At 63.2% G+C, this 17,722-nt stretch carries 17 protein-coding genes; 12 read left to right on the top strand and 5 right to left on the bottom strand.

From position 1 onward, the window contains the following. Positions 1 to 216: 216 nt before the first annotated feature. Together MUM_RS0105010 and MUM_RS0105005 are read left to right on the top strand one after the other, a co-directional pair. A complete protein-coding gene (locus tag MUM_RS0105010) occupies positions 217 to 6,057 on the top strand; it encodes an Hpt domain-containing protein (protein WP_010167662.1) in 5,841 nt (1,946 codons plus the stop codon). Further along, positions 6,050 to 6,505, top strand: a complete 456-nt coding sequence (locus MUM_RS0105005; RefSeq protein ID WP_010167660.1) for a chemotaxis protein CheW — start codon at positions 6,050 to 6,052, stop codon at positions 6,503 to 6,505. The genes MUM_RS0105010 and MUM_RS0105005 overlap by 8 nt, the downstream gene beginning before the upstream one ends. A gap of 9 nt (positions 6,506 to 6,514) precedes the next feature. Here the strand turns inward: MUM_RS0105005 and MUM_RS0105000 are convergent, their stop codons facing one another. Both MUM_RS0105000 and MUM_RS0104995 read right to left on the bottom strand, forming a co-directional pair. Beyond that, positions 6,515 to 6,802, bottom strand: a complete 288-nt coding sequence (locus MUM_RS0105000) for a HigA family addiction module antitoxin (protein WP_010167658.1) — start codon at positions 6,800 to 6,802, stop codon at positions 6,515 to 6,517. A 14-nt stretch (positions 6,803 to 6,816) separates the two neighbouring features. Continuing rightward, on the bottom strand, positions 6,817 to 7,095 hold the full coding sequence (locus tag MUM_RS0104995) for a type II toxin-antitoxin system RelE/ParE family toxin (RefSeq protein ID WP_010167656.1): 279 nt from the start codon (positions 7,093 to 7,095) through the stop codon (positions 6,817 to 6,819). A 489-nt stretch (positions 7,096 to 7,584) separates the two neighbouring features. On the opposite strand from MUM_RS0104995, the gene MUM_RS0104990 reads away from it, so the two are divergent. From MUM_RS0104990 to madM, 10 genes are all read left to right on the top strand, one after another. Further along, positions 7,585 to 7,908: a DUF6124 family protein gene (locus MUM_RS0104990; RefSeq protein ID WP_008434138.1), complete on the top strand. Its 324-nt coding sequence runs from the start codon at positions 7,585 to 7,587 to the stop codon at positions 7,906 to 7,908. A gap of 312 nt (positions 7,909 to 8,220) precedes the next feature. Next, positions 8,221 to 9,891, top strand: a complete 1,671-nt coding sequence (mdcA, locus tag MUM_RS0104985; protein ID WP_010167653.1) for a malonate decarboxylase subunit alpha — start codon at positions 8,221 to 8,223, stop codon at positions 9,889 to 9,891. Beyond that, positions 9,892 to 10,740 carry a triphosphoribosyl-dephospho-CoA synthase gene (locus tag MUM_RS0104980; RefSeq protein WP_010167651.1) on the top strand — a complete coding sequence of 283 codons (849 nt, stop codon included), beginning with the start codon at positions 9,892 to 9,894 and terminating at the stop codon, positions 10,738 to 10,740. Next, positions 10,740 to 11,039 (top strand): malonate decarboxylase subunit delta, encoded by a 300-nt coding sequence (locus MUM_RS0104975; RefSeq protein WP_003216806.1) that lies wholly within the window; start codon positions 10,740 to 10,742, stop codon positions 11,037 to 11,039. The genes MUM_RS0104980 and MUM_RS0104975 overlap by 1 nt, the downstream gene beginning before the upstream one ends. Next, positions 11,032 to 11,874 carry a biotin-independent malonate decarboxylase subunit beta gene (locus MUM_RS0104970; RefSeq protein ID WP_010167649.1) on the top strand — a complete coding sequence of 281 codons (843 nt, stop codon included), beginning with the start codon at positions 11,032 to 11,034 and terminating at the stop codon, positions 11,872 to 11,874. The genes MUM_RS0104975 and MUM_RS0104970 overlap by 8 nt, the downstream gene beginning before the upstream one ends. Beyond that, positions 11,871 to 12,647 (top strand): biotin-independent malonate decarboxylase subunit gamma, encoded by a 777-nt coding sequence (gene mdcE, locus MUM_RS0104965; protein WP_010167647.1) that lies wholly within the window; start codon positions 11,871 to 11,873, stop codon positions 12,645 to 12,647. The genes MUM_RS0104970 and mdcE overlap by 4 nt, the downstream gene beginning before the upstream one ends. After that, positions 12,641 to 13,237 carry a malonate decarboxylase holo-ACP synthase gene (locus MUM_RS0104960; protein WP_010167645.1) on the top strand — a complete coding sequence of 199 codons (597 nt, stop codon included), beginning with the start codon at positions 12,641 to 12,643 and terminating at the stop codon, positions 13,235 to 13,237. Before mdcE ends, MUM_RS0104960 begins: the two co-directional genes overlap by 7 nt. Continuing rightward, positions 13,234 to 14,139, top strand: coding sequence for a malonate decarboxylase subunit epsilon (mdcH, locus tag MUM_RS0104955; RefSeq protein WP_010167644.1), 906 nt, complete (start codon positions 13,234 to 13,236; stop codon positions 14,137 to 14,139). The genes MUM_RS0104960 and mdcH overlap by 4 nt, the downstream gene beginning before the upstream one ends. 67 nt (positions 14,140 to 14,206) lie before the next feature. Next, positions 14,207 to 14,620 (top strand): malonate transporter subunit MadL, encoded by a 414-nt coding sequence (madL, locus tag MUM_RS0104950; protein WP_010167643.1) that lies wholly within the window; start codon positions 14,207 to 14,209, stop codon positions 14,618 to 14,620. 1 nt (position 14,621) lies between these two features. After that, positions 14,622 to 15,386, top strand: coding sequence for a malonate transporter subunit MadM (gene madM / locus MUM_RS0104945; protein ID WP_003216820.1), 765 nt, complete (start codon positions 14,622 to 14,624; stop codon positions 15,384 to 15,386). A 254-nt stretch (positions 15,387 to 15,640) separates the two neighbouring features. On the opposite strand, the gene MUM_RS0104940 is transcribed toward madM, so the two are convergent. From MUM_RS0104940 to MUM_RS0104930, 3 genes are read right to left on the bottom strand one after another with little or no spacing between them, the layout of a single operon-like run. Beyond that, positions 15,641 to 16,555 carry a LysR family transcriptional regulator gene (locus MUM_RS0104940; RefSeq protein WP_010167642.1) on the bottom strand — a complete coding sequence of 305 codons (915 nt, stop codon included), beginning with the start codon at positions 16,553 to 16,555 and terminating at the stop codon, positions 15,641 to 15,643. Positions 16,556 to 16,592: 37 nt separating this feature from the next. Continuing rightward, positions 16,593 to 17,135 (bottom strand): chromate transporter, encoded by a 543-nt coding sequence (locus tag MUM_RS0104935; RefSeq protein ID WP_010167641.1) that lies wholly within the window; start codon positions 17,133 to 17,135, stop codon positions 16,593 to 16,595. Then, positions 17,135 to 17,701, bottom strand: a complete 567-nt coding sequence (locus MUM_RS0104930; RefSeq protein WP_003216826.1) for a chromate transporter — start codon at positions 17,699 to 17,701, stop codon at positions 17,135 to 17,137. The genes MUM_RS0104935 and MUM_RS0104930 overlap by 1 nt, the downstream gene beginning before the upstream one ends. Positions 17,702 to 17,722 lie beyond the last annotated feature (21 nt).

Here is a 17,722-nt window from a genome sequence, read left to right as displayed (position 1 = left end):
GCTATCTGTCAGGCACCACCGAACCCCTGTGGGAGCTGGCTTGTTGTGGTGAGGGGGCTTGTCCCCCGTCGGGTTCACCACTGATTGATGGGGCTGCTTCGCAGCCCAACGCGGGGCAAGCCCGCTCACCACAACAAGCCCGCTCTCACATTTGACCTCCATTGATTCTGGAATCGGTGGTCACACAGCAACTCATGAATTCAGACGGGAGCGGTTATGGTTGATCGGCACGACTACGTGGCCCTCGAATGGGTCAAGGGCGAAATTGCCGAAACCCTGAAACAGGCCCGTTCGGCGCTGGACGCCTATGTGGAAGACGGCAGCAGCGAGGCTATCGGCCAGTGCCTGGAATGCATCCATCAGGTCCATGGCAGCCTGCTGATGGTCGAGTTCTACGGCGCGGCGCTGTTCGCTGAAGAAATGGAACAACTGGCGCTTGCCCTGCAAGGCGCGCGCGTCAGCCAGCGCGATGAAGGCATTCGCTTGTTGCAACAGGGCCTCGGCCAATTGCCGCTGTACCTCGACCGCGTGCACAGCGCCCGGCGCGATTTGCCCTTGGTGGTACTGCCGCTGCTCAACGACCTGCGCAGCGTGCGCGGCGAAAGCCTGCTCTCGGAAACCAGCCTGTTCAGCCCGCAACTGTTGGTGATCCCGCCACTGCCCGAGGAAGCGCTGGCCCAGCGCACGCCGGAGGATTTCCCCGGGTTGCTGCGCCAGTGGCGGCAGATGCTGCAACAGGCGCTGGTCGGCTTGCTGCGCGAAGACCACGGCCCCAGCAACCTGGAAGACATGGCGCGGGTATTCGCCCGCCTCGAAGCCCTGTGCCATGGTGCGCCGCTGTTACCGTTGTGGCAGGTGACCTCGGCGCTGGTGGAAGGCATGCTCATTGGCGTGGTCGCCAACAGCCCGGCGTTGCGCAGTTTGCTCAAGGCCAGCGACAAGGAACTCAAGCGCCTGCTGATCCAGGGCATCAACGGGATCAACACCCCGGCCCCGGATGAGTTGCTCAAGAGCCTGTTGTTCTACGTCGCCAAAGTCACCCGACCGACTCCACGGATGCAAAGTTTGAAAGAACGCTATGGCCTCGATGAAGCCCTGCCCGACAGCGCCGTGGTGGATGCCGAACGCGCCCGCCTGGCCGGTCCGGACCGCGACGCCATGGGCTCGGTGCTCGGCGCGCTGTGCGAGGAACTGGTGCGGGTCAAGGAACGCCTGGACCTGTTCGTGCGCAGCGACCGTCAACACGCCTCGGACCTTGAGGCCTTGCTGGCGCCCTTGCGGCAGATCGCCGACACCCTGGCCGTACTGGGTTTCGGTCAGCCGCGCAAAGTGATCATCGACCAACTGGCGGTGGTGCTCGGCCTAGCCCAGGGGCAGCGCGAGCCCAACGACGCGGTGTTGATGGACGTCGCCGGTGCGTTGCTCTACGTCGAAGCCACGCTGGCCGGGATGGTCGGCACTGTCGAGCCGGAGCGCCGTGAAGAAAGTCGCCTGCCTACCACCGACCTGACGCAGATCCACCACCTGGTGATCCGCGAATCCTGCCAGTGCCTGACCCAGGCCAAAGAGCTGGTGATCGACTGCATCGAGGCCCACTGGGACCGCCAGCGCCTGGAGTCGCTGCCCGAGTTGTTGACCCAGGTACGCGGCGCGCTGGCGATGATTCCGCTGCCCCGCGCGGCGAGCCTGATGCGTGGCTGCAATGATTACGTCAACGAGCAGTTGATGGTCAGTGACGCCGCGCCTTCCGAGGCGCAGCTTGAGCATTTTGCCGATGTGCTCACCAGCCTCGAGTACTACCTGGAACGCATGCTCCAGGACCATGACGCCCCGGGCGAACGTGTGCTGGAAGTCGCCGCCGAAGGCCTGGCTGCGCTCGGCTATTTGCCGGCCGAAAAACCCTGGCGCCAGGCACTGCTCGCTCAGGACGACTCGCCTTCGGAGCAAACCCCGTTTCTCGCGGATGCGCTGGCCAGCCCCACCTCGCGCCTCAACCCGCCGGCTCTCCAGCGTCCCGGCAGCCTGCTGCCGCCGCCTGCCGGCGAAGAAGCCATCGACGATGAATTGCGGGAAGTCTTCCTCGAAGAAACCGCCGAAGTCCTCGACGTGCTGCACCGCTACGTACCTGCCGGCACCGCGAGCCTTGAAGACAAGCCCACCCTGACCGAAATGCGCCGCGCCTTCCACACCTTGAAGGGCAGCGGCCGCATGGTCCGTGCCTTGGTGTTGGCGGAGCTGGCCTGGGCAGTGGAAAACCTGCTCAATCGCGTGCTGGAACGCAGCGTCGCGCCGGGCCCGGATGTGCAAGCGGTGCTGGATGATGTGGTGGAATTGCTGCCTGAGCTGATCACCGATTTCGCCGCCGATGCCCAGCGCCAGCGCGATGACGTAGACGAGCTGGCAGCACGGGCGCATGCCTTGGCCAGCGGTGTCGAACCGTCGGCCACAGACCCGGCCACCCTGGACCCGCAACTGCTGGAAATCTTCCGCAACGAAGCCCAGAGTCACCTCGACAGCCTCAACCATTTCCTGCAACAGGCCACCGAGCACCTGCCGCTGCAAGTCAGCGATGAACTGCAACGCGCGCTGCACACCCTCAAGGGCAGTGCTTACATGGCCGGCGTGTTGCCCATCGCCGAGCTGGCGCGCCCGCTCGACCATCTGACCCGCGAATACAAGGCCCACCGCCTGCCGCTGGACCTGGATGAAATCGAATTGCTGCTGGAGGCCGAGGCACTGTTCCAGCGCGGCGTGCGCCAGCTGGACAGCGATCCCCATGCGCCCATCACCGGTGCGGCAGGGTTGATCGAACGCACGCAGAACCTGCTGAACAGCCAGCTTGAAGCCTTGCTGAATGCGCCCAACACCGGCCTGCGGATCAAGCGCGACCCGCAGTTGATCAATAACTTCCTGGCCCAGGGCATGGACATTCTGCTGGACGCCGAAAGCCTGCTGCGCCGCTGGCAACAGCACCCCGGCGAGCGCCAGGAACTGAGTGCGCTGCTGGACGAACTGACCACCCTCGGCGAAGGCGCGCACCTGGCCGACCTGCACCCGATGGACGAACTGTGCGAAGCCCTGCTCGACCTCTACGGCGCGGTGGAAGAAAGCAGCCTGGCGGTCAGCGAGCGCTTCTTCCACGAGGCCGAACAGGCCCACGAAGCCCTGATCAACATGCTCGACCAACTGGCCGCCGGCCAGGAAATCAGCCCGGCCCCGGCACGGGTGCGAGCCCTGCGCGAGTTGCTGGATGAAGGCCTCGACCCGTCTGCCACCGGCCTGATCAAAAGCGATGGCAGCCGCGCCCTGAGCATCTCCGAACTGGGCGCCGCCACGGCGAAGCTGGACCAGGGCTTTGCGGTGGATGACGAGATCGTCGAGATCTTCCTTGAGGAAGCGGTAGACATCCTCGACAGCGCCGGCCAGTCCCTCAAACGCTGGCTGCTGGACCCGGATAACGCCGCGCCGCTCTCATCCTTGCAGCGGGATTTGCACACCCTCAAGGGTGGCGCGCGTATGGCCGAGATCGGCGCGGTGGGCGACCTGGCACTCGAGTTGGAAAACCTTTACGAAGGTCTGGTAGACCGTCGCTACAGCTATTCCGGCGAGCTGGGGAACGTATTGATGGCCAGTCATGAGCGACTGGCGCTGCTGCTTGAACAGCTGCAACACCAGCAACCACTGAGCGACTCCAGCGACCTGATCAGCCACTTGCGTGAGTTACGCCAAAGTACCGGGCAAGCGGCGCCCGTAGCGGCAGCCGAAGTCGAGACGCCGGGCACTGATCCCGAGCTGCTGGATATCTTTCTCGAAGAAGCCGCCGACATCCTCGACAGCTCCGGTGCCGCGCTGTTGCGCTGGCAGGCCGAGCCGAAAAGTCGCCAGGAAGTCGAGACCCTGCTGCGCGACCTGCACACCCTCAAGGGTGGCGCGCGCATGGTCGAGATCGGCCCGATTGGCGACCTGGCCCATGAGCTGGAATTTCTCTACGAAGGCTTGTCGGCAGGTTTGCTGGCGCCCTCGGCGGAGCTGTTTGCGTTGCTGCAAGGTTGCCACGACCGTCTGGCGCAGATGATCGATGCGGTGGCGGCCGGGCTGCCGGTGGGCTCGGTGGACCTGCTGATCGAGCGGATCAAAAGCCTGGTGCATCCGGCTGAAGTGACCGCCGCACCGGTGGCGTTGGCGGCGACCAAAACCGAAGCGGCGCCGGCCAGTGATCCGGCCGCCGACATGGTGAAAATATCCGCCGACTTGCTGGACGATCTGGTCAACCTGGCCGGTGAAACCTCGATCTTCCGTGGGCGCATCGAGCAACAGGTCAACGATGCGAGCATCGCCCTGCATGAAGTGGAAACCACCATCGAGCGCATGCGCGATCAACTGCGCCGGCTCGACACCGAAACCCAGGGCCGCATCCTCAGCCGCCAGCAGGCTGAGGCCGAACGCCTGGGCTACGAGGAATTCGACCCACTGGAAATGGACCGCCATTCCCAGCTGCAGCAACTGTCCCGGGCCTTGTTCGAATCGGCCTCTGACCTGCTCGACCTCAAGGAAACCCTCGACCGTCGCAACCAGGACGCCCACAACCTGCTGCAGCAACAGGCACGTATCAACACCGAGTTGCAGGAAGGCCTGATGCGCACGCGCATGGTGCCCTTCGAACGCATGCTGCCGCGCCTTAAACGCATCGTGCGGCAGGTGGCCGGAGAGCTGGGCAAGGACGTGGAATTTATCGTCGGCAATGCCGAAGGCGAGATGGACCGAAACGTGCTGGAGCGCATGGTTGCGCCGTTGGAGCATATGCTGCGCAACGCCGTCGACCATGGCCTGGAATCCCGCGATGCGCGGTTGCTGGCGGGCAAGCCTGAAAAAGGCCGCATCACCCTGGACCTGACCCACGAAGGCGGCGACATCGTTTTCGACATGCGCGACGACGGCGCCGGCGTGCCGCTTGAAGCCGTACGGCGCAAGGCGATCAAGCGCGGCTTGCTCGACCCCAACCTGGAAATCAGCGACCGCGACGTGTTGCAGTTCATCCTGCAACCGGGGTTTTCCACTGCCGAAAAAATCACCCAGATTTCCGGGCGTGGCGTCGGCATGGACGTGGTGCATGAAGAAGTGCGCCAGCTGGGCGGTTCGATGGTCATCGATTCGACGCCGGGGGAGGGCGTGCACTTTCGCATTCGCCTGCCGTTCACCGTGTCGGTCAACCAGGCGCTGATGGTGCAATGTGCGGACGATCAATACGCGATCCCGCTGAACACCATCGAAGGCCTGGTGCGGGTCATGCCCCACGAGCTGGAAGGGCACTATCAGCAGGATCCGCCGCGTTACGAATACGCCGGCCAACGCTACGAACTGTTCTACCTCGGCGACCTGCTGCACACCGTCGGCCGCCCGAACCTGCTGGGCCAGTACCAGCCGCTGCCGGTGCTGCTGGTGCAGTGCAACGAGCGGCGCGTGGCGGTGCAAGTGGACGCCATGGCCGGTACCCGCGAGATCGTGGTCAAGGGCCTGGGGCCGCAATTTGCCGGGGTGAAGGGCTTGTCGGGCGCAACCATCCTGGGCGATGGCCGCGTGGTACTGATCATCGACCTGCTGGCGCACATCCGCGCGCGCCCACCGGCCTTGCCGGCCCAGGCGGCCGACGCACCGTTGATCCTCAACGACCCCCTGAAAAAGCGCCCGCTGCTGGTGCTGGTGGTGGACGACTCGGTCACCGTGCGCAAAGTCACCAGCCGCCTGCTGGAGCGCAACGGCATGAACGTGCTCACCGCCAAGGACGGCATCGACGCCATGGCCGTGCTGGAAGAACACACCCCGGACCTGATGCTGCTCGACATCGAAATGCCGCGCATGGACGGCTTCGAAGTGGCCATCCAGGTGCGCGACGACCCACGGCTGATGCGCATGCCCATCATCATGATCACGTCGCGCACCGGGCAAAAACACCGCGACCGCGCCATGGCGATAGGCGTCAACGACTACCTCGGCAAGCCTTATCAAGAGTCGGTGCTGCTGGAAAGCATCGCTTACTGGAGCAAGTCCCGTGCTTGATCACCGCGCTACCCAACTCACCGGCTTGCTGCTGCCGTTGGCCGACCGCCACCTTTTATTGCCCAACGTCGCCGTGGCCGAACTGATCGACTTCCAGCGCGGCGAACCGGCCAGCGACGCGCCGCCGTGGTACCTGCGGCAAGTCACCTGGCGGGATCGGCAGTTGCCGCTGATCAGCTTTGAGGCCGCGTGTGGCGAGTCGGGTGTGGTGGGCGAACGGGCACGGATTGTGGTGCTGAACGCCCTTGGAGGACGGCCGACGTTGAAGTTTATTGCGTTGGTGATCCAGGGGATTCCGCGTTCGTACAAGCTCGATAGCCAACTGAGTTATGTGGACGTGCCGTTGTGCCCCCTGGAACTGGCGGCGGTGCAGGTGGGGGAGCATGTGGCCAGGGTGCCGGACCTGATGGGGTTGGAAGCGTTGTTGGTCGAGGCCGGATTGGCCTGAGTGTAACCGTCAGTCAATCCGTGCAAACCGCTCGATTCTCGGTTGCTCCCGATGTTCTGCTTGCCATAGGTCATACGCACTTTGCATCGATAGCCACAACCGAGCTTTGCTGATACCTGCCCGTTCAAGCCTTACGGCAAGATCCGGGCTGATGGGCGCATGTCCGTGGAGGATTCTAGAGAATGTCTCCCTGGCGAAGCCAAGACGCCGTGCCATCTCAGTAATGGTGATGCCCAAGGCCGGGATCACGTCCTCAAGCAGGATTTCGCCAGGGTGGGGAGGGTTATGCATGTCCATATCGATGCCTTTACTCAGTGGTAGTCCAGATAATCAACCAGTTCTACCTGGTCATTGAACATCCGAAAAATAATGCGCCAGTTACCGCTGATACTGACGGACCAGTAGTCGATCAGATCGCCTTTCAATCGGTGAAACCGCCAGCCGGGCAGGTCCAGTTCATCACGGTGTTTGGCTCTATTCAGAACCAGCAACACACGACGCAAGCGTTTTGCATGGTTTGCGTTGATGCCTTTGGTAGAGCCAGTCTCAAAAAAGACCTTGAGGCCTTTATGTTTCCAGCTAACGATCATGGCGAGATTGTGATGTGATACATCACGCTGTGCAATGGCCTTGTATCGGGTTTGGGTATCAGATTCATAACGCCCAGTCGGTGACATGATTCGGACCGAAAAGGCTAGAGAGGCAGGTTCCGAGCAACAACCCGAAAAGTTCGTAGGAACAATCAGCTTGTGATTTACGGTCGGATTTTTCCTGCAACCTCTCGCGCTGTGCATGAACTTGTTGTGCCCTGCGATCGCGCCTAGTCTTCGTCCGTCATCGCAAAAAACGGTGACACGGACGTGCAAGTCCGGTTACATATCGGCGCACCAACGCCCATAGCCATTCAACGGGCGTTTTTTATGCCTGCTGTATTTCTTATGGCGGCTGTGCGTGGGAGATCCCTTGGGGTCTGCCGGGGTCCGATATGCCCGGTCTTGCACACCTGCGCACAGCTGCCACCTTATTCGCGTGCAAGCGGACGGTGTCAGCTTTCCTAATACATATCGGAGCTGCACATCATGTTCAAACCTACCCCCAATCCGCCGCACAACACCGAAATCGAACACCGCAAACTCCAGGCCGCCGCCGAGCGTGCAATGGATCATTACTTTCCGACTTCCGCTTCATCTTCACTCTTTACCGTCACTCCCTCTCAATCCACCGAAGCCCTGCTGGCCAACGCTTCTGAAACCTTTGCCTCACTCAACGCCCTGACCTCCAACCTGGCCTTCGAATTGGAAGGTTCGCAGCGCGGCGTGGTACTGGCCATTCAACAAATGAGTGAACTGGGGCAGTTACTGGTTGATCAGGCGTTGGAGCAGGTAAGCCCAGCGGCTATGTGACGAAGCGGGATCAGTCCCAAAAAGGGACTGATCGTTCCCATTTTGGGACTCATGTGTCCATTCTTAAGAACACAGCCGATCAAAATGTGGGAGCTGGCTTGCCTGCGATGCGGGCGACTCAGTGAGTTAGGCTCACCGCAGCGATGCCATCGCAGGCAAGCCAGCTCCCACATTTGATCTCTGTTGGTCCCAATCCAGTGTTTGCTGGCGAACCATTACTCCAGTCGTAACGATCCACCGCCCAGCTTGATTGATGCCCCCCCAATACCCTCCTAAGGTACAGCCCACGACAGCACATCCCGTGGAGCGACCATGACAACAACAACTTCCCCCGACTCGCGCTGGACGCGGCGGCGCGACGAGAAGCAGCGTCGGCTGGCGTTAGTGCGATCCTTCGCCGATGGCGCCGTGCTCCCCAGCGACCGTATCGTCGAAGCCCTGGAAGCCCTGATCCTCCCCGGCGACCGTGTGGTGCTGGAAGGCAACAACCAGAAGCAGGCGGATTTCCTCTCCCGCTCCCTGGCCAAGGCCGATCCCGCCAAGCTTCACGATCTGCACATGATCATGCCCAGCGTCGGGCGCTCTGAGCACCTGGACCTGTTTGAAAAGGGCATCGCCCGCAAGCTGGATTTTTCCTTCGCCGGCACTCAATCCCTGCGCATTAGCCAGTTGCTGGAAGACGGCCTGCTGGAAATCGGCGCGATTCACACCTACATCGAACTCTACGCGCGGCTGGTGGTGGACCTGATTCCCAACGTGGTCCTGTCCGCCGGTTTCATGGCCGACCGCGCCGGGAATATCTACACCGGCCCCAGCACTGAAGACACGCCCGCGCTGATTGAGCCGGCGGCCTTCAGCGATGGCATTGTTATCGTCCAGGTCAACCAACTGGTGGATGACGTCACCGACCTGCCGCGCGTCGACATTCCCGCCAGCTGGGTCGACTTCGTGGTGGTCGCCGACAAGCCTTTCTACATCGAACCGCTGTTCACCCGCGACCCACGGCACATCAAGCCGGTGCATGTGTTGATGGCGATGATGGCGATCCGTGGCATCTATGAAAAACACAACGTCCAGTCCCTGAACCACGGCATCGGTTTCAACACTGCCGCCATCGAATTGATCCTGCCGACCTACGGCGAATCCCTGGGTTTGAAGGGCAAGATCTGCCGCAACTGGACCCTCAATCCGCACCCAACCCTGATCCCGGCCATCGAAAGCGGCTGGGTCGAAAGCGTGCATTGCTTCGGCACCGAACTGGGCATGGAAAACTACATCGCCGCCCGGCCGGATGTGTTCTTTACCGGCCGCGATGGCTCGCTGCGTTCCAACCGGATGTTCTGCCAACTGGCTGGCCAATACGCGGTGGACCTGTTTATCGGCGCCACTCTGCAAGTCGACGGCGACGGGCATTCCTCCACGGTCACGCGTGGCCGCCTTGCCGGTTTTGGCGGGGCGCCCAACATGGGCCACGACCCGCGCGGTCGCCGCCATGGCACACCCGCCTGGCTCGACATGCGCCACGACGATGCCCCGGAAGCCTTGCTCGAACGCGGCAAGAAGCTGGTGGTGCAAATGGTCGAGACCTTCCAGGAAGGCGGCAAACCGACCTTCGTCGAAACCCTCGACGCGGTAGAAGTCGCACGCAAAAGCGGCATGCCCCTGGCGCCGATCATGATCTACGGCGACGACGTCACTCACCTGCTCACTGAAGAAGGCATCGCCTACCTGTACAAGGCCCGCTCCCTGGAAGAGCGCCAGGCGATGATCGCCGCCGTCGCCGGGGTGACTGCCATCGGCATGCGCCACAACCCCAAGGACACCGCGCGCATGCGCCGCGAAGGCTTGATCGCCTTGCCCGAAGACCTCGGCATCCGCCGCACCGACGCCACCCGTGAGCTGCTGGCCGCCAAGAGCGTGGCCGATCTGGTGGAGTGGTCCGGTGGTTTGTACAACCCGCCCGCCAAGTTCAGGAGCTGGTAAATGCACGCACTCAAACTGCACGACCTGACCCTGGCGGAACGCTTGGCGGATATGGCCGTCGATGCGCTGATTGATGAAGCCGACCTGTCGCCCAAACCTGCACTGGTGGACCGTCGCGGCAATGGCGCCCATACCGATTTGCACCTCGGCTTGATGCACGCTTCTGCGCTGTCGCTGTGGCCGGCGTTCAGGGAAATGGCCGAGGCCGCTATCGAATTTGGCGAAGTCGGTTTACCCCTGCGCGAAGCCCTCGGGCGAATTGGTCGCGAAGGCGAACAGGCGATGCTCGTCACCACCGATGGCGTGAACACCCATCGCGGCGCGATCTGGGCGCTCGGCTTGTTAGTCGCCGCCGCCGCGCTGCAACCCGAATCCAGCACCGCCAACGCACTGACGTTACGCGCCGCCCGCCTGGCCCTGCTCAACGACCGCTACGCACCACAACCACTGAGCCACGGCGCCCAAGTCGCACAACGTTATGGCGCTCGCGGTGCCCGTGAAGAAGCGCAACTGGGCTTCCCCTCGGTGCTGCAACGCGGCCTGCCACAGCTGAAAAAAAGCCGCCTGCACCAACACGGCGAACAGAACGCTCGCCTCGATGCCTTGCTGGCGATCATGACGGACCTGGCCGACACCTGCGTGCTCTACCGCGCCGGCCCTGAAGGCTTGCAGGCCATGCAACAAGGAGCCCAAGCGGTGCTGGACGCCGGCGGCAGTGCGAGCCTCGCCGGCCGCCGCCAACTGCACGAGCTGGACCAGCAACTGCTGGCGCTGAATGCCTCCCCCGGTGGCGCCGCCGACCTGTTGGCCGCCTGCCTGTTTATCGACCGCCTCGACGGAGCGCTGTGATGGAAACCTTATCCTTTGAATTCCCCGCCGGGCAGCCCGCCAAGGGCCGCGCGCTGGTGGGTTGCGTCGGCTCCGGCGACCTGGAAGTGCTGCTGGAACCGGGCACTGCCGGCACCCTGACGATTCAAGTGCAGACTTCGGTCAACGGTGCGCAGCTGCGTTGGCAGCACTTGTTTGAACGGATCTTCCAGGAGCAGACGCCTCCCGCGTTGAACATCGATATCCACGACTTCGGCGCCACCCCCGGCGTGGTGCGTTTGCGCCTGGAGCAAGGCTTCGAGGAGATCGGTCATGACTGACTTGCTGAACACACACAGCTTCGTCGAACTCGGCGCCCGGCAGCGGGCCAAGGCCTTGCTCGATGCGGGTAGCTATCGCGAACTGATCGACCCGTTCCAGCGCGTCATGTCGCCGTGGCTGAGCCGTCAGGGCGTGGTGCCTCAAGCGGATGACGGTGTGGTGATCGCCAAGGGCAGCATCGCCGGTTTGCCGGTGGTCATCGCCGCCATCGAAGGCAATTTCCAGGGCGGCAGCCTCGGTGAAGTCGGCGGCGCAAAGATGGCCGGCGCGCTGGAGTTGGCCGCTGAAGACAACCGCAAGGGCATCCCGACGCGCGCCATCCTGCTGTTGGAAACCGGCGGCGTGCGCTTGCAGGAGGCCAATCTGGGCCTGGCCGCGATTGCCGATATCCACGCGGCGATTGTCGACCTGCGCCAGTACCAGCCGGTGATCGGTGTGGTGGCGGGCAGCGTCGGTTGTTTTGGCGGCATGTCCATCGCGGCCGGCCTGTGCAGTTACCTGCTGGTGACCCGTGAGGCGCGCCTTGGTCTGAACGGCCCGCAGGTGATCGAACAGGAAGCCGGGCTTGAGGAATATGACTCCCGCGACCGGCCCTTCATCTGGAGCCTGACCGGTGGCGAGCAACGCTTTAACAGCGGCTTGGCCGACCGTTATGTGGCCGACGATGTGGCGCAGATTCAGCAGCAAGTCTCCGAACTGCTGCACCAAGGCTTGCCGGAAAAGCAGCGCAGCCGTCAGGTCGAACACTATCTGGACCGCCTGGCCGCACTGAACGCCGAACCCCAAATCGACCCGGCGGCGGTTCGCGATCTGTATCAGGGAGAACGCTCATGAGAGGTTTGCAGTGGTTCAACGCATTGAGCAGCGATGCAACGCCGGTGGGCGGTTTGCCGAACTCGCTGAAGGTCGCCGACGGTGTGCTCGGTGATCAATCCGTGCGGTTTATCGCGGTGGTCACTGACCCGGAAAACCGCTTCCCCCGCGCTCGCAACGGTGAAGTCGGTTTGCTCGAAGGCTGGGGCTTGGCCAAGGCGGTGGACGAAGCGATCAACACCGGCGACAAGCGTCCGCTGATTGCGATCGTCGATGTGCCGAGCCAGGCTTATGGCCGTCGCGAAGAAGCCCTTGGCATTCACCAGGCTCTGGCCGCCGCCGCCGACAGCTATGCCCGCGCCCGCTTGGCCGGTCACCCGGTGATCGCGCTGCTGGTCGGCAAGGCGATGTCCGGCGCCTTCCTCGCCCATGGTTACCAGGCCAACCGCCTGATTGCCCTGCGCGACCCCGGCGTGATGGTGCATGCCATGGGCAAGGCCTCGGCGGCGCGGGTGACCCTGCGCAGTGTCGAAGAGCTGGAAGCCCTGGCCGCCAGCGTGCCGCCGATGGCCTATGACATCGACAACTATGCCAGCCTCGGTTTGCTGTGGGAGACCTTGTCGGTCAGCCAGATTGAGCAGCCCACTCCTGAAGATGTCGCGCGAGTCAGCGATTGCCTGGTGCACGCGATCAAGGACGTAGAGGCGGGCGGCCGTGACCTGAGCGGTCGCCTGGGCGCCACCAATCGCGCCGCCTCCAGCCACGTGCGTCAACTGCTGCGGGAGCAATGGTGAACGCTCACGATTTGCTCTGGGGCATGACCCCGGCGCATGCGCCCGCTGATGCGCCGGCCTGGGTGCTGGAAGCGTTGGCCGCCGGGCATCCGGTGGTGGTACGGCGTGCGCTTGCGCCGCCGGGCCAAGTGGCGGTTGGTGTACGCGGGCGCTTGCGCGAGCAGCGCTTCGCCGCCGTGATGCCGATGGCAGCCGTGCAAAGATGCGTTGTGCCGGAAGACCTGCGCGGTGTGATTTCGCCACGGGATTTACCGGCGTTGCAGGCCCTCGCTCAGTTGCGCCCGGTGCTGGCGCAGGAAAACTGGGGCGTCACCGGCAGTGCCGGTTTCGAACTGGCCAGCGGCATCGAAGCGCTGCACGCCAAGAGTGATCTGGATTTGATTTTGCGCACGCCCGAGCCGCTTGATCGCGGCGATGCAGAGGACCTGCTGGCGATACTGGACACCGCGGTGTGCGCCGTGGACCTGCAACTGCAAACGCCTTTCGGCGCGGTCGCCTTGCGTGAGTGGGCCGGCAGCTCACGTCGCGTACTGCTGAAAAATGCCAGCGGCGCGCAGTTGGTGATCGACCCTTGGCAGGCCGTGGCATGAGCAGCCTCCTGGCGTTCCCGGGGCAGGGCGCCCAACGTCCCGGCATGCTCCAGCAACTGCCGCGCGCGGTGCTGGAAGAAGCCAGTGCAGCCTTGAACGAGGACGTTCTGACGCTTGATTCTGCCCAAGCGCTGGCCTCGACCCGCGCCGTGCAGCTGTGCTTGCTGATTGCCGGCGTGGCCAGTGCACGCTGGCTGGAACACACCCCCGATTACGTCGCCGGCCTGTCCATCGGCGCCTATCCGGCCGCCGTGATTGCCGGCTCCCTGGACTTTGCCGATGCGCTGAAACTCGTCAGCCTGCGCGGCGAATTGATGCAGCGGGCGTATCCCCACGGCTACGGCATGACCGCCCTCATCGGTCCGGACCTGTCCACCGTCGAAGCCTTGCTCGCCCAGGTCCACAGCCCGCAAACCCCGGTGTACCTGGCGAATATCAATGCCGATAACCAGACGGTGATCGCCGGCAGCGACGAAGCAATGAATGCAGTCGCCCATCTGGTTCGCGGCAACGGCGTCGCCAAACGCCTGGCCGTCAGCGTGCCGTCCCATTGCGCGCTGCTGGAAAAACCCGCCGAGGCGCTGGCTCAAGCCTTCGCTGAAGTGACGCTGAAAACGCCGGCCATCACCTACCTGAGCAGCACCCGCGCCCGGCCGATCCACAACACCGAACACCTGCGCGACGACCTCGCCTTCAACATGTGTCGCATCGTCGACTGGCGCGGCACCGTGCAAAGCGCCTATGAGCGTGGCGTGCGCCTGCACATCGAGCTGCCTCCCGGCGCCGTGCTCACGGGCCTCGCGCGCCGGGTGTTCGAGCAAGGCACCGTCATCGCCTTCGAAGGCGCCCGCCTGGACACCTTGCAGGCCTTGCTGCGAGAGGAGGGCCGCCGCCACCGATAAAGCACCACCCAAGGCTTTCGAAGCACAAAAACAACAATTTCGATGAAGCACTTTGAGGACAACCATCATGATTATTTACGGTGTGGCGTTGCTGGCGATCTGTATGTTGGCCGGCGTGATTCTGGGCGACATGCTCGGCGTGCTGCTGGGGGTCAAATCCAACGTGGGCGGGGTGGGGATCGCGATGATCCTGCTGATCTGCGCGCGGTTGTGGATGCACAGGCACGGCGGCATGACCAAGGAATGCGAGATGGGCGTCGGCTTCTGGGGTGCCATGTACATCCCGGTGGTGGTGGCGATGGCGGCGCAACAAAACGTGGTGACCGCGCTGCACGGCGGCCCGGTGGCGGTGCTGGCGGCGATTGGTTCGGTGGTGGTGTGTGGTTGCACGATTGCCTTGATCAGCCGTACGCACAAAGGCGAACCGCTGCCCGATGAAGAGCCGTTGATCGCGGCTGCACCTGTCGCGGGAGGTCGCTGATATGTGGGAACTCATCGAGAAAGGCCTGGCCAATAACGGCTTGGTGACTGCCTTTGCGTTTGTCGGCGTGGTGATGTGGATTTCGGTGGTGCTGTCCAAGCGCCTGACGTTCGGACGCATCCACGGCTCGGCCATCGCGATTGTGATCGGGCTGGTGCTGGCCTGGGTGGGCGGCACGCTGACCGGCGGGCAGAAAGGCCTGGCGGACGTGGCGTTGTTTTCCGGGATCGGCTTGATGGGCGGCGCCATGCTGCGGGACTTTGCCATCGTGGCCACGGCGTTTGAAGTGCAGGCCACCGAGGCGCGCAAGGCCGGGTTGATTGGTGCGATTGCCTTGCTGTTGGGCACGGTGTTGCCGTTTATTGTGGGCGCGAGCATTGCCTGGGCGTTTGGTTATCGCGATGCGATCAGCATGACCACCATCGGCGCGGGCGCGGTGACTTACATCGTCGGGCCGGTGACCGGGGCGGCATTGGGTGCAAGCTCGGATGTGGTGGCGCTGTCCATTGCCACCGGGTTGATCAAGGCGATCCTGGTGATGGTCGGTACGCCCATGGCGGCCCGCTGGATGGGCCTGGATAACCCGCGCTCGGCCATGGTGTTCGGTGGCCTGGCCGGTACCGTGAGCGGCGTGACGGCCGGCCTGGCCGCAACGGATCGTCGGCTGGTACCGTATGGCGCGTTGACCGCCACCTTCCACACCGGGCTTGGCTGCTTGCTGGGGCCGTCGGTGCTCTACTTCATCGTGCGCGGGATTGTCGGCTAGAGAGATGGCCAGGGGCTTTTCTGTGTTGAGCGGGCCTCTGTGGTGATCGGGCTTCTGTGGTGAGGGGGCTTCTGTGGTGAGCGGGCTTGCCCCGCGCTGGGCTGCGAAGCGGCCCCAAAAACCTGCCCGCTCAGTCTGCCTGAAAGAACACTGCTGCCTTATTGGGCCTGCTTCGCAGGCCAGCGCGGGGCAAGCCCGCTCACCACAGAAACCCACTCATACAGGTTTTGCATCAGTCAGAGAGTGTTGTGGTGTCAGGCCTGCCGGTTGGCATACATCCGGCACTCTGCCAACAGCGCGAGCAAGTTCGGGTCGCGCTCCTTGGCTTTCAGAAACACCACGCCGATGTGCTGCTGCAAGCGGTAGCGCGGTTGCAGGGGAATCAGCTTTACCCGGTTCTCGTACACCGCCGCGATCCGCCCCGGCAGCAGCGCATAGCCCACGCCCGAGCTGACCATGCTCAGCAGGGTGAAGATGTCGTTGACCTGCATCGCCACCTTTGGCTCGAACCCTGCCTGCTTGAACACGCGGTTGCCGTCCTGATGGGTGGCGAAGCCTTGGGTGAGGGTGATGAAGGTAGCGTCGCGTACATCCGCCAGGTCGATTTCCTGCTCGCGGTCGAAGGGGGAGTCGGCCGGGGTGGCGAGGAAGATGTCGTCGGAAAACAGGGCGATCTGTTCGCAGTCCGGGTCGTTGGCGTGCTCGTCGAGGGAGATCAGGATCGCATCGACTTCCATGTTCTTCAGCTTGTACAGCAAGTCGAAATTGGAGCCGAGGATCAGGTCGATGTTGAGTTCGCTGCGGCGAATCTTCAGCCCCATGATCAACTGCGGCACAGTCTTCACCGTCAACGAATACAGCGAACCCAGCTTGAAGCGCTCGGCGGAGAAACCGGCGGCCTCGCGGGTCACCCGCACGCTGTCGACCACATCCTGCACCAGCTTTTGCGCACGCTCCTCCAGCACATAGGCGCTTTCCAGCGGCGTGAGGTTGCGCCCTTCGTGCTTGAACAGCGGGCAGCGCAGGGCGTTTTCCAGGGAGTGGATCGCCCGGTGCACGCTGACGTTGCTGGTCTGCAATTCAGCCGCCGCCCGCGCCAGGTTGCCGGTGCGCATGAACGCCAGGAAGATTTCCAGCTTCTTGAGGGTGAATTCTTCGTCGATCAGCATGGCCGTGACTCTTGTTCGAATGCCGTCGATTGTGCCCCTAAAACCAGTTCACTCCCAGCCATGCACTGCACAGGCCCAGGACCACGCCGAGGATGATCAGCCAGATCGCATTGAGCCGCGTGTAATACACCACGCCGGCGCTGGCCAGGGTCAGCACCAGGCTGGTGGCGTTGTTTTCCAGGCTGTTCATCAGGATGTAGCTGGCGGCCAGGATCAGCCCGATGGAGATCGGCAACAGGCTGCCTTTGACCCGCTGCACCCACGGGGTGTCGGTGTGTTTTTCCAGCCAGCCGGCGCCGACGTAGGTCAGTACCGAGCAGGGCACCAGTTTGGCGGTCAGCGCCACCAGTGCGCCCGGCAATCCGGCGGCTTGCTGGCCGATAAATACCAGGAACATGCCATTGGGCCCCGGCAAGGCCTGGGACAGGGCGAAGAACGCGACGAATTGGGCGTCGGTGATCCAGTTCATGTCGGTGACGGTGTAGCGATGGATATCGCTCAGGGCCACGGTGTTGCCGCCAATCGCCATCAGCGACCACAGCGCGCATTGGATCATCAGGTGAAACAGCACGCTTTGCATCAGCCGGCCACCTTCTGTTTGCCCATGAAGCTCAAGGCCAACGAACTGGGAATGCAGATCAGCAAGACCATCCACAACGGCAGCACCAGCACCGCCATCAACACAAACGTCAGGACAAACGCGCTGTAGTTGGCGAGCGTGCGCGGCATGGCCTTGAGCAGGCGCAAGGTGGTGCCGAGCATCAGCCCGGTGGCGATCGGCATCACCGCGCCGAAGATCTGCTGCACCACGTCATGGCTCCACCATTTGGCATAGGCGAAGCCCGCCAGCACGGTGATCAGCGAGGGGAACAGATACAACCCGACCACGGTCACAACCGCACCCGGCAAGCCGTGCAGGCGCCGGCCGTAGATGATGCCGACGTTGGCAATGTTCGGTCCGGGGAAGAATTGGCCGGTGGTCAGCAGCTCGTTGAAACCTTGCTCACTGACCCACTGCCGGCGGTCGACCATCATCTGCCGCGCCCAGGGCATTACGCCGCCGAAGCCAAACAGGCCGACCATGGCGAAGTTGTAAAACAACTGCCACAGACTGGGATGAGGCTGGGCAGGTTCGAGGTCAGGCATGGGGATTACCGATGGGTTCGG

The sequence above is a fragment of the Pseudomonas sp. PAMC 25886 genome (assembly GCF_000242655.1).
Lineage (GTDB): Bacteria > Pseudomonadota > Gammaproteobacteria > Pseudomonadales > Pseudomonadaceae > Aquipseudomonas.
This window is presented reverse-complemented; position numbering and strand designations above follow the sequence as displayed.

Excerpts from the sequence above, each read along its gene's own strand:
- MUM_RS0104935 (WP_010167641.1), bottom strand. The coding sequence starts at position 17,135 with ATGCAAAGCGTGCTGTTTCACCTGATGATCCAATGCGCGCTGTGGTCG.
- MUM_RS0104940 (WP_010167642.1), bottom strand. The coding sequence starts at position 16,555 with ATGCTGATCGACGAAGAATTCACCCTCAAGAAGCTGGAAATCTTCCTG.
- MUM_RS0104970 (WP_010167649.1), top strand. The coding sequence starts at position 11,032 with ATGACTGACTTGCTGAACACACACAGCTTCGTCGAACTCGGCGCCCGG.
- MUM_RS0104995 (WP_010167656.1), bottom strand. The coding sequence starts at position 7,095 with ATGATCGTTAGCTGGAAACATAAAGGCCTCAAGGTCTTTTTTGAGACT.
- mdcE (WP_010167647.1), top strand. The coding sequence starts at position 11,871 with ATGAGAGGTTTGCAGTGGTTCAACGCATTGAGCAGCGATGCAACGCCG.
- MUM_RS0104975 (WP_003216806.1), top strand. The coding sequence starts at position 10,740 with ATGGAAACCTTATCCTTTGAATTCCCCGCCGGGCAGCCCGCCAAGGGC.
- MUM_RS0104990 (WP_008434138.1), top strand. The coding sequence starts at position 7,585 with ATGTTCAAACCTACCCCCAATCCGCCGCACAACACCGAAATCGAACAC.
- MUM_RS0104930 (WP_003216826.1), bottom strand. The coding sequence starts at position 17,701 with ATGCCTGACCTCGAACCTGCCCAGCCTCATCCCAGTCTGTGGCAGTTG.
- mdcH (WP_010167644.1), top strand. The coding sequence starts at position 13,234 with ATGAGCAGCCTCCTGGCGTTCCCGGGGCAGGGCGCCCAACGTCCCGGC.
- MUM_RS0104960 (WP_010167645.1), top strand. The coding sequence starts at position 12,641 with ATGGTGAACGCTCACGATTTGCTCTGGGGCATGACCCCGGCGCATGCG.
- MUM_RS0105000 (WP_010167658.1), bottom strand. The coding sequence starts at position 6,802 with ATGGACATGCATAACCCTCCCCACCCTGGCGAAATCCTGCTTGAGGAC.
- madL (WP_010167643.1), top strand. The coding sequence starts at position 14,207 with ATGATTATTTACGGTGTGGCGTTGCTGGCGATCTGTATGTTGGCCGGC.
- MUM_RS0104980 (WP_010167651.1), top strand. The coding sequence starts at position 9,892 with ATGCACGCACTCAAACTGCACGACCTGACCCTGGCGGAACGCTTGGCG.
- madM (WP_003216820.1), top strand. The coding sequence starts at position 14,622 with ATGTGGGAACTCATCGAGAAAGGCCTGGCCAATAACGGCTTGGTGACT.
- MUM_RS0105010 (WP_010167662.1), top strand. The coding sequence starts at position 217 with ATGGTTGATCGGCACGACTACGTGGCCCTCGAATGGGTCAAGGGCGAA.
- mdcA (WP_010167653.1), top strand. The coding sequence starts at position 8,221 with ATGACAACAACAACTTCCCCCGACTCGCGCTGGACGCGGCGGCGCGAC.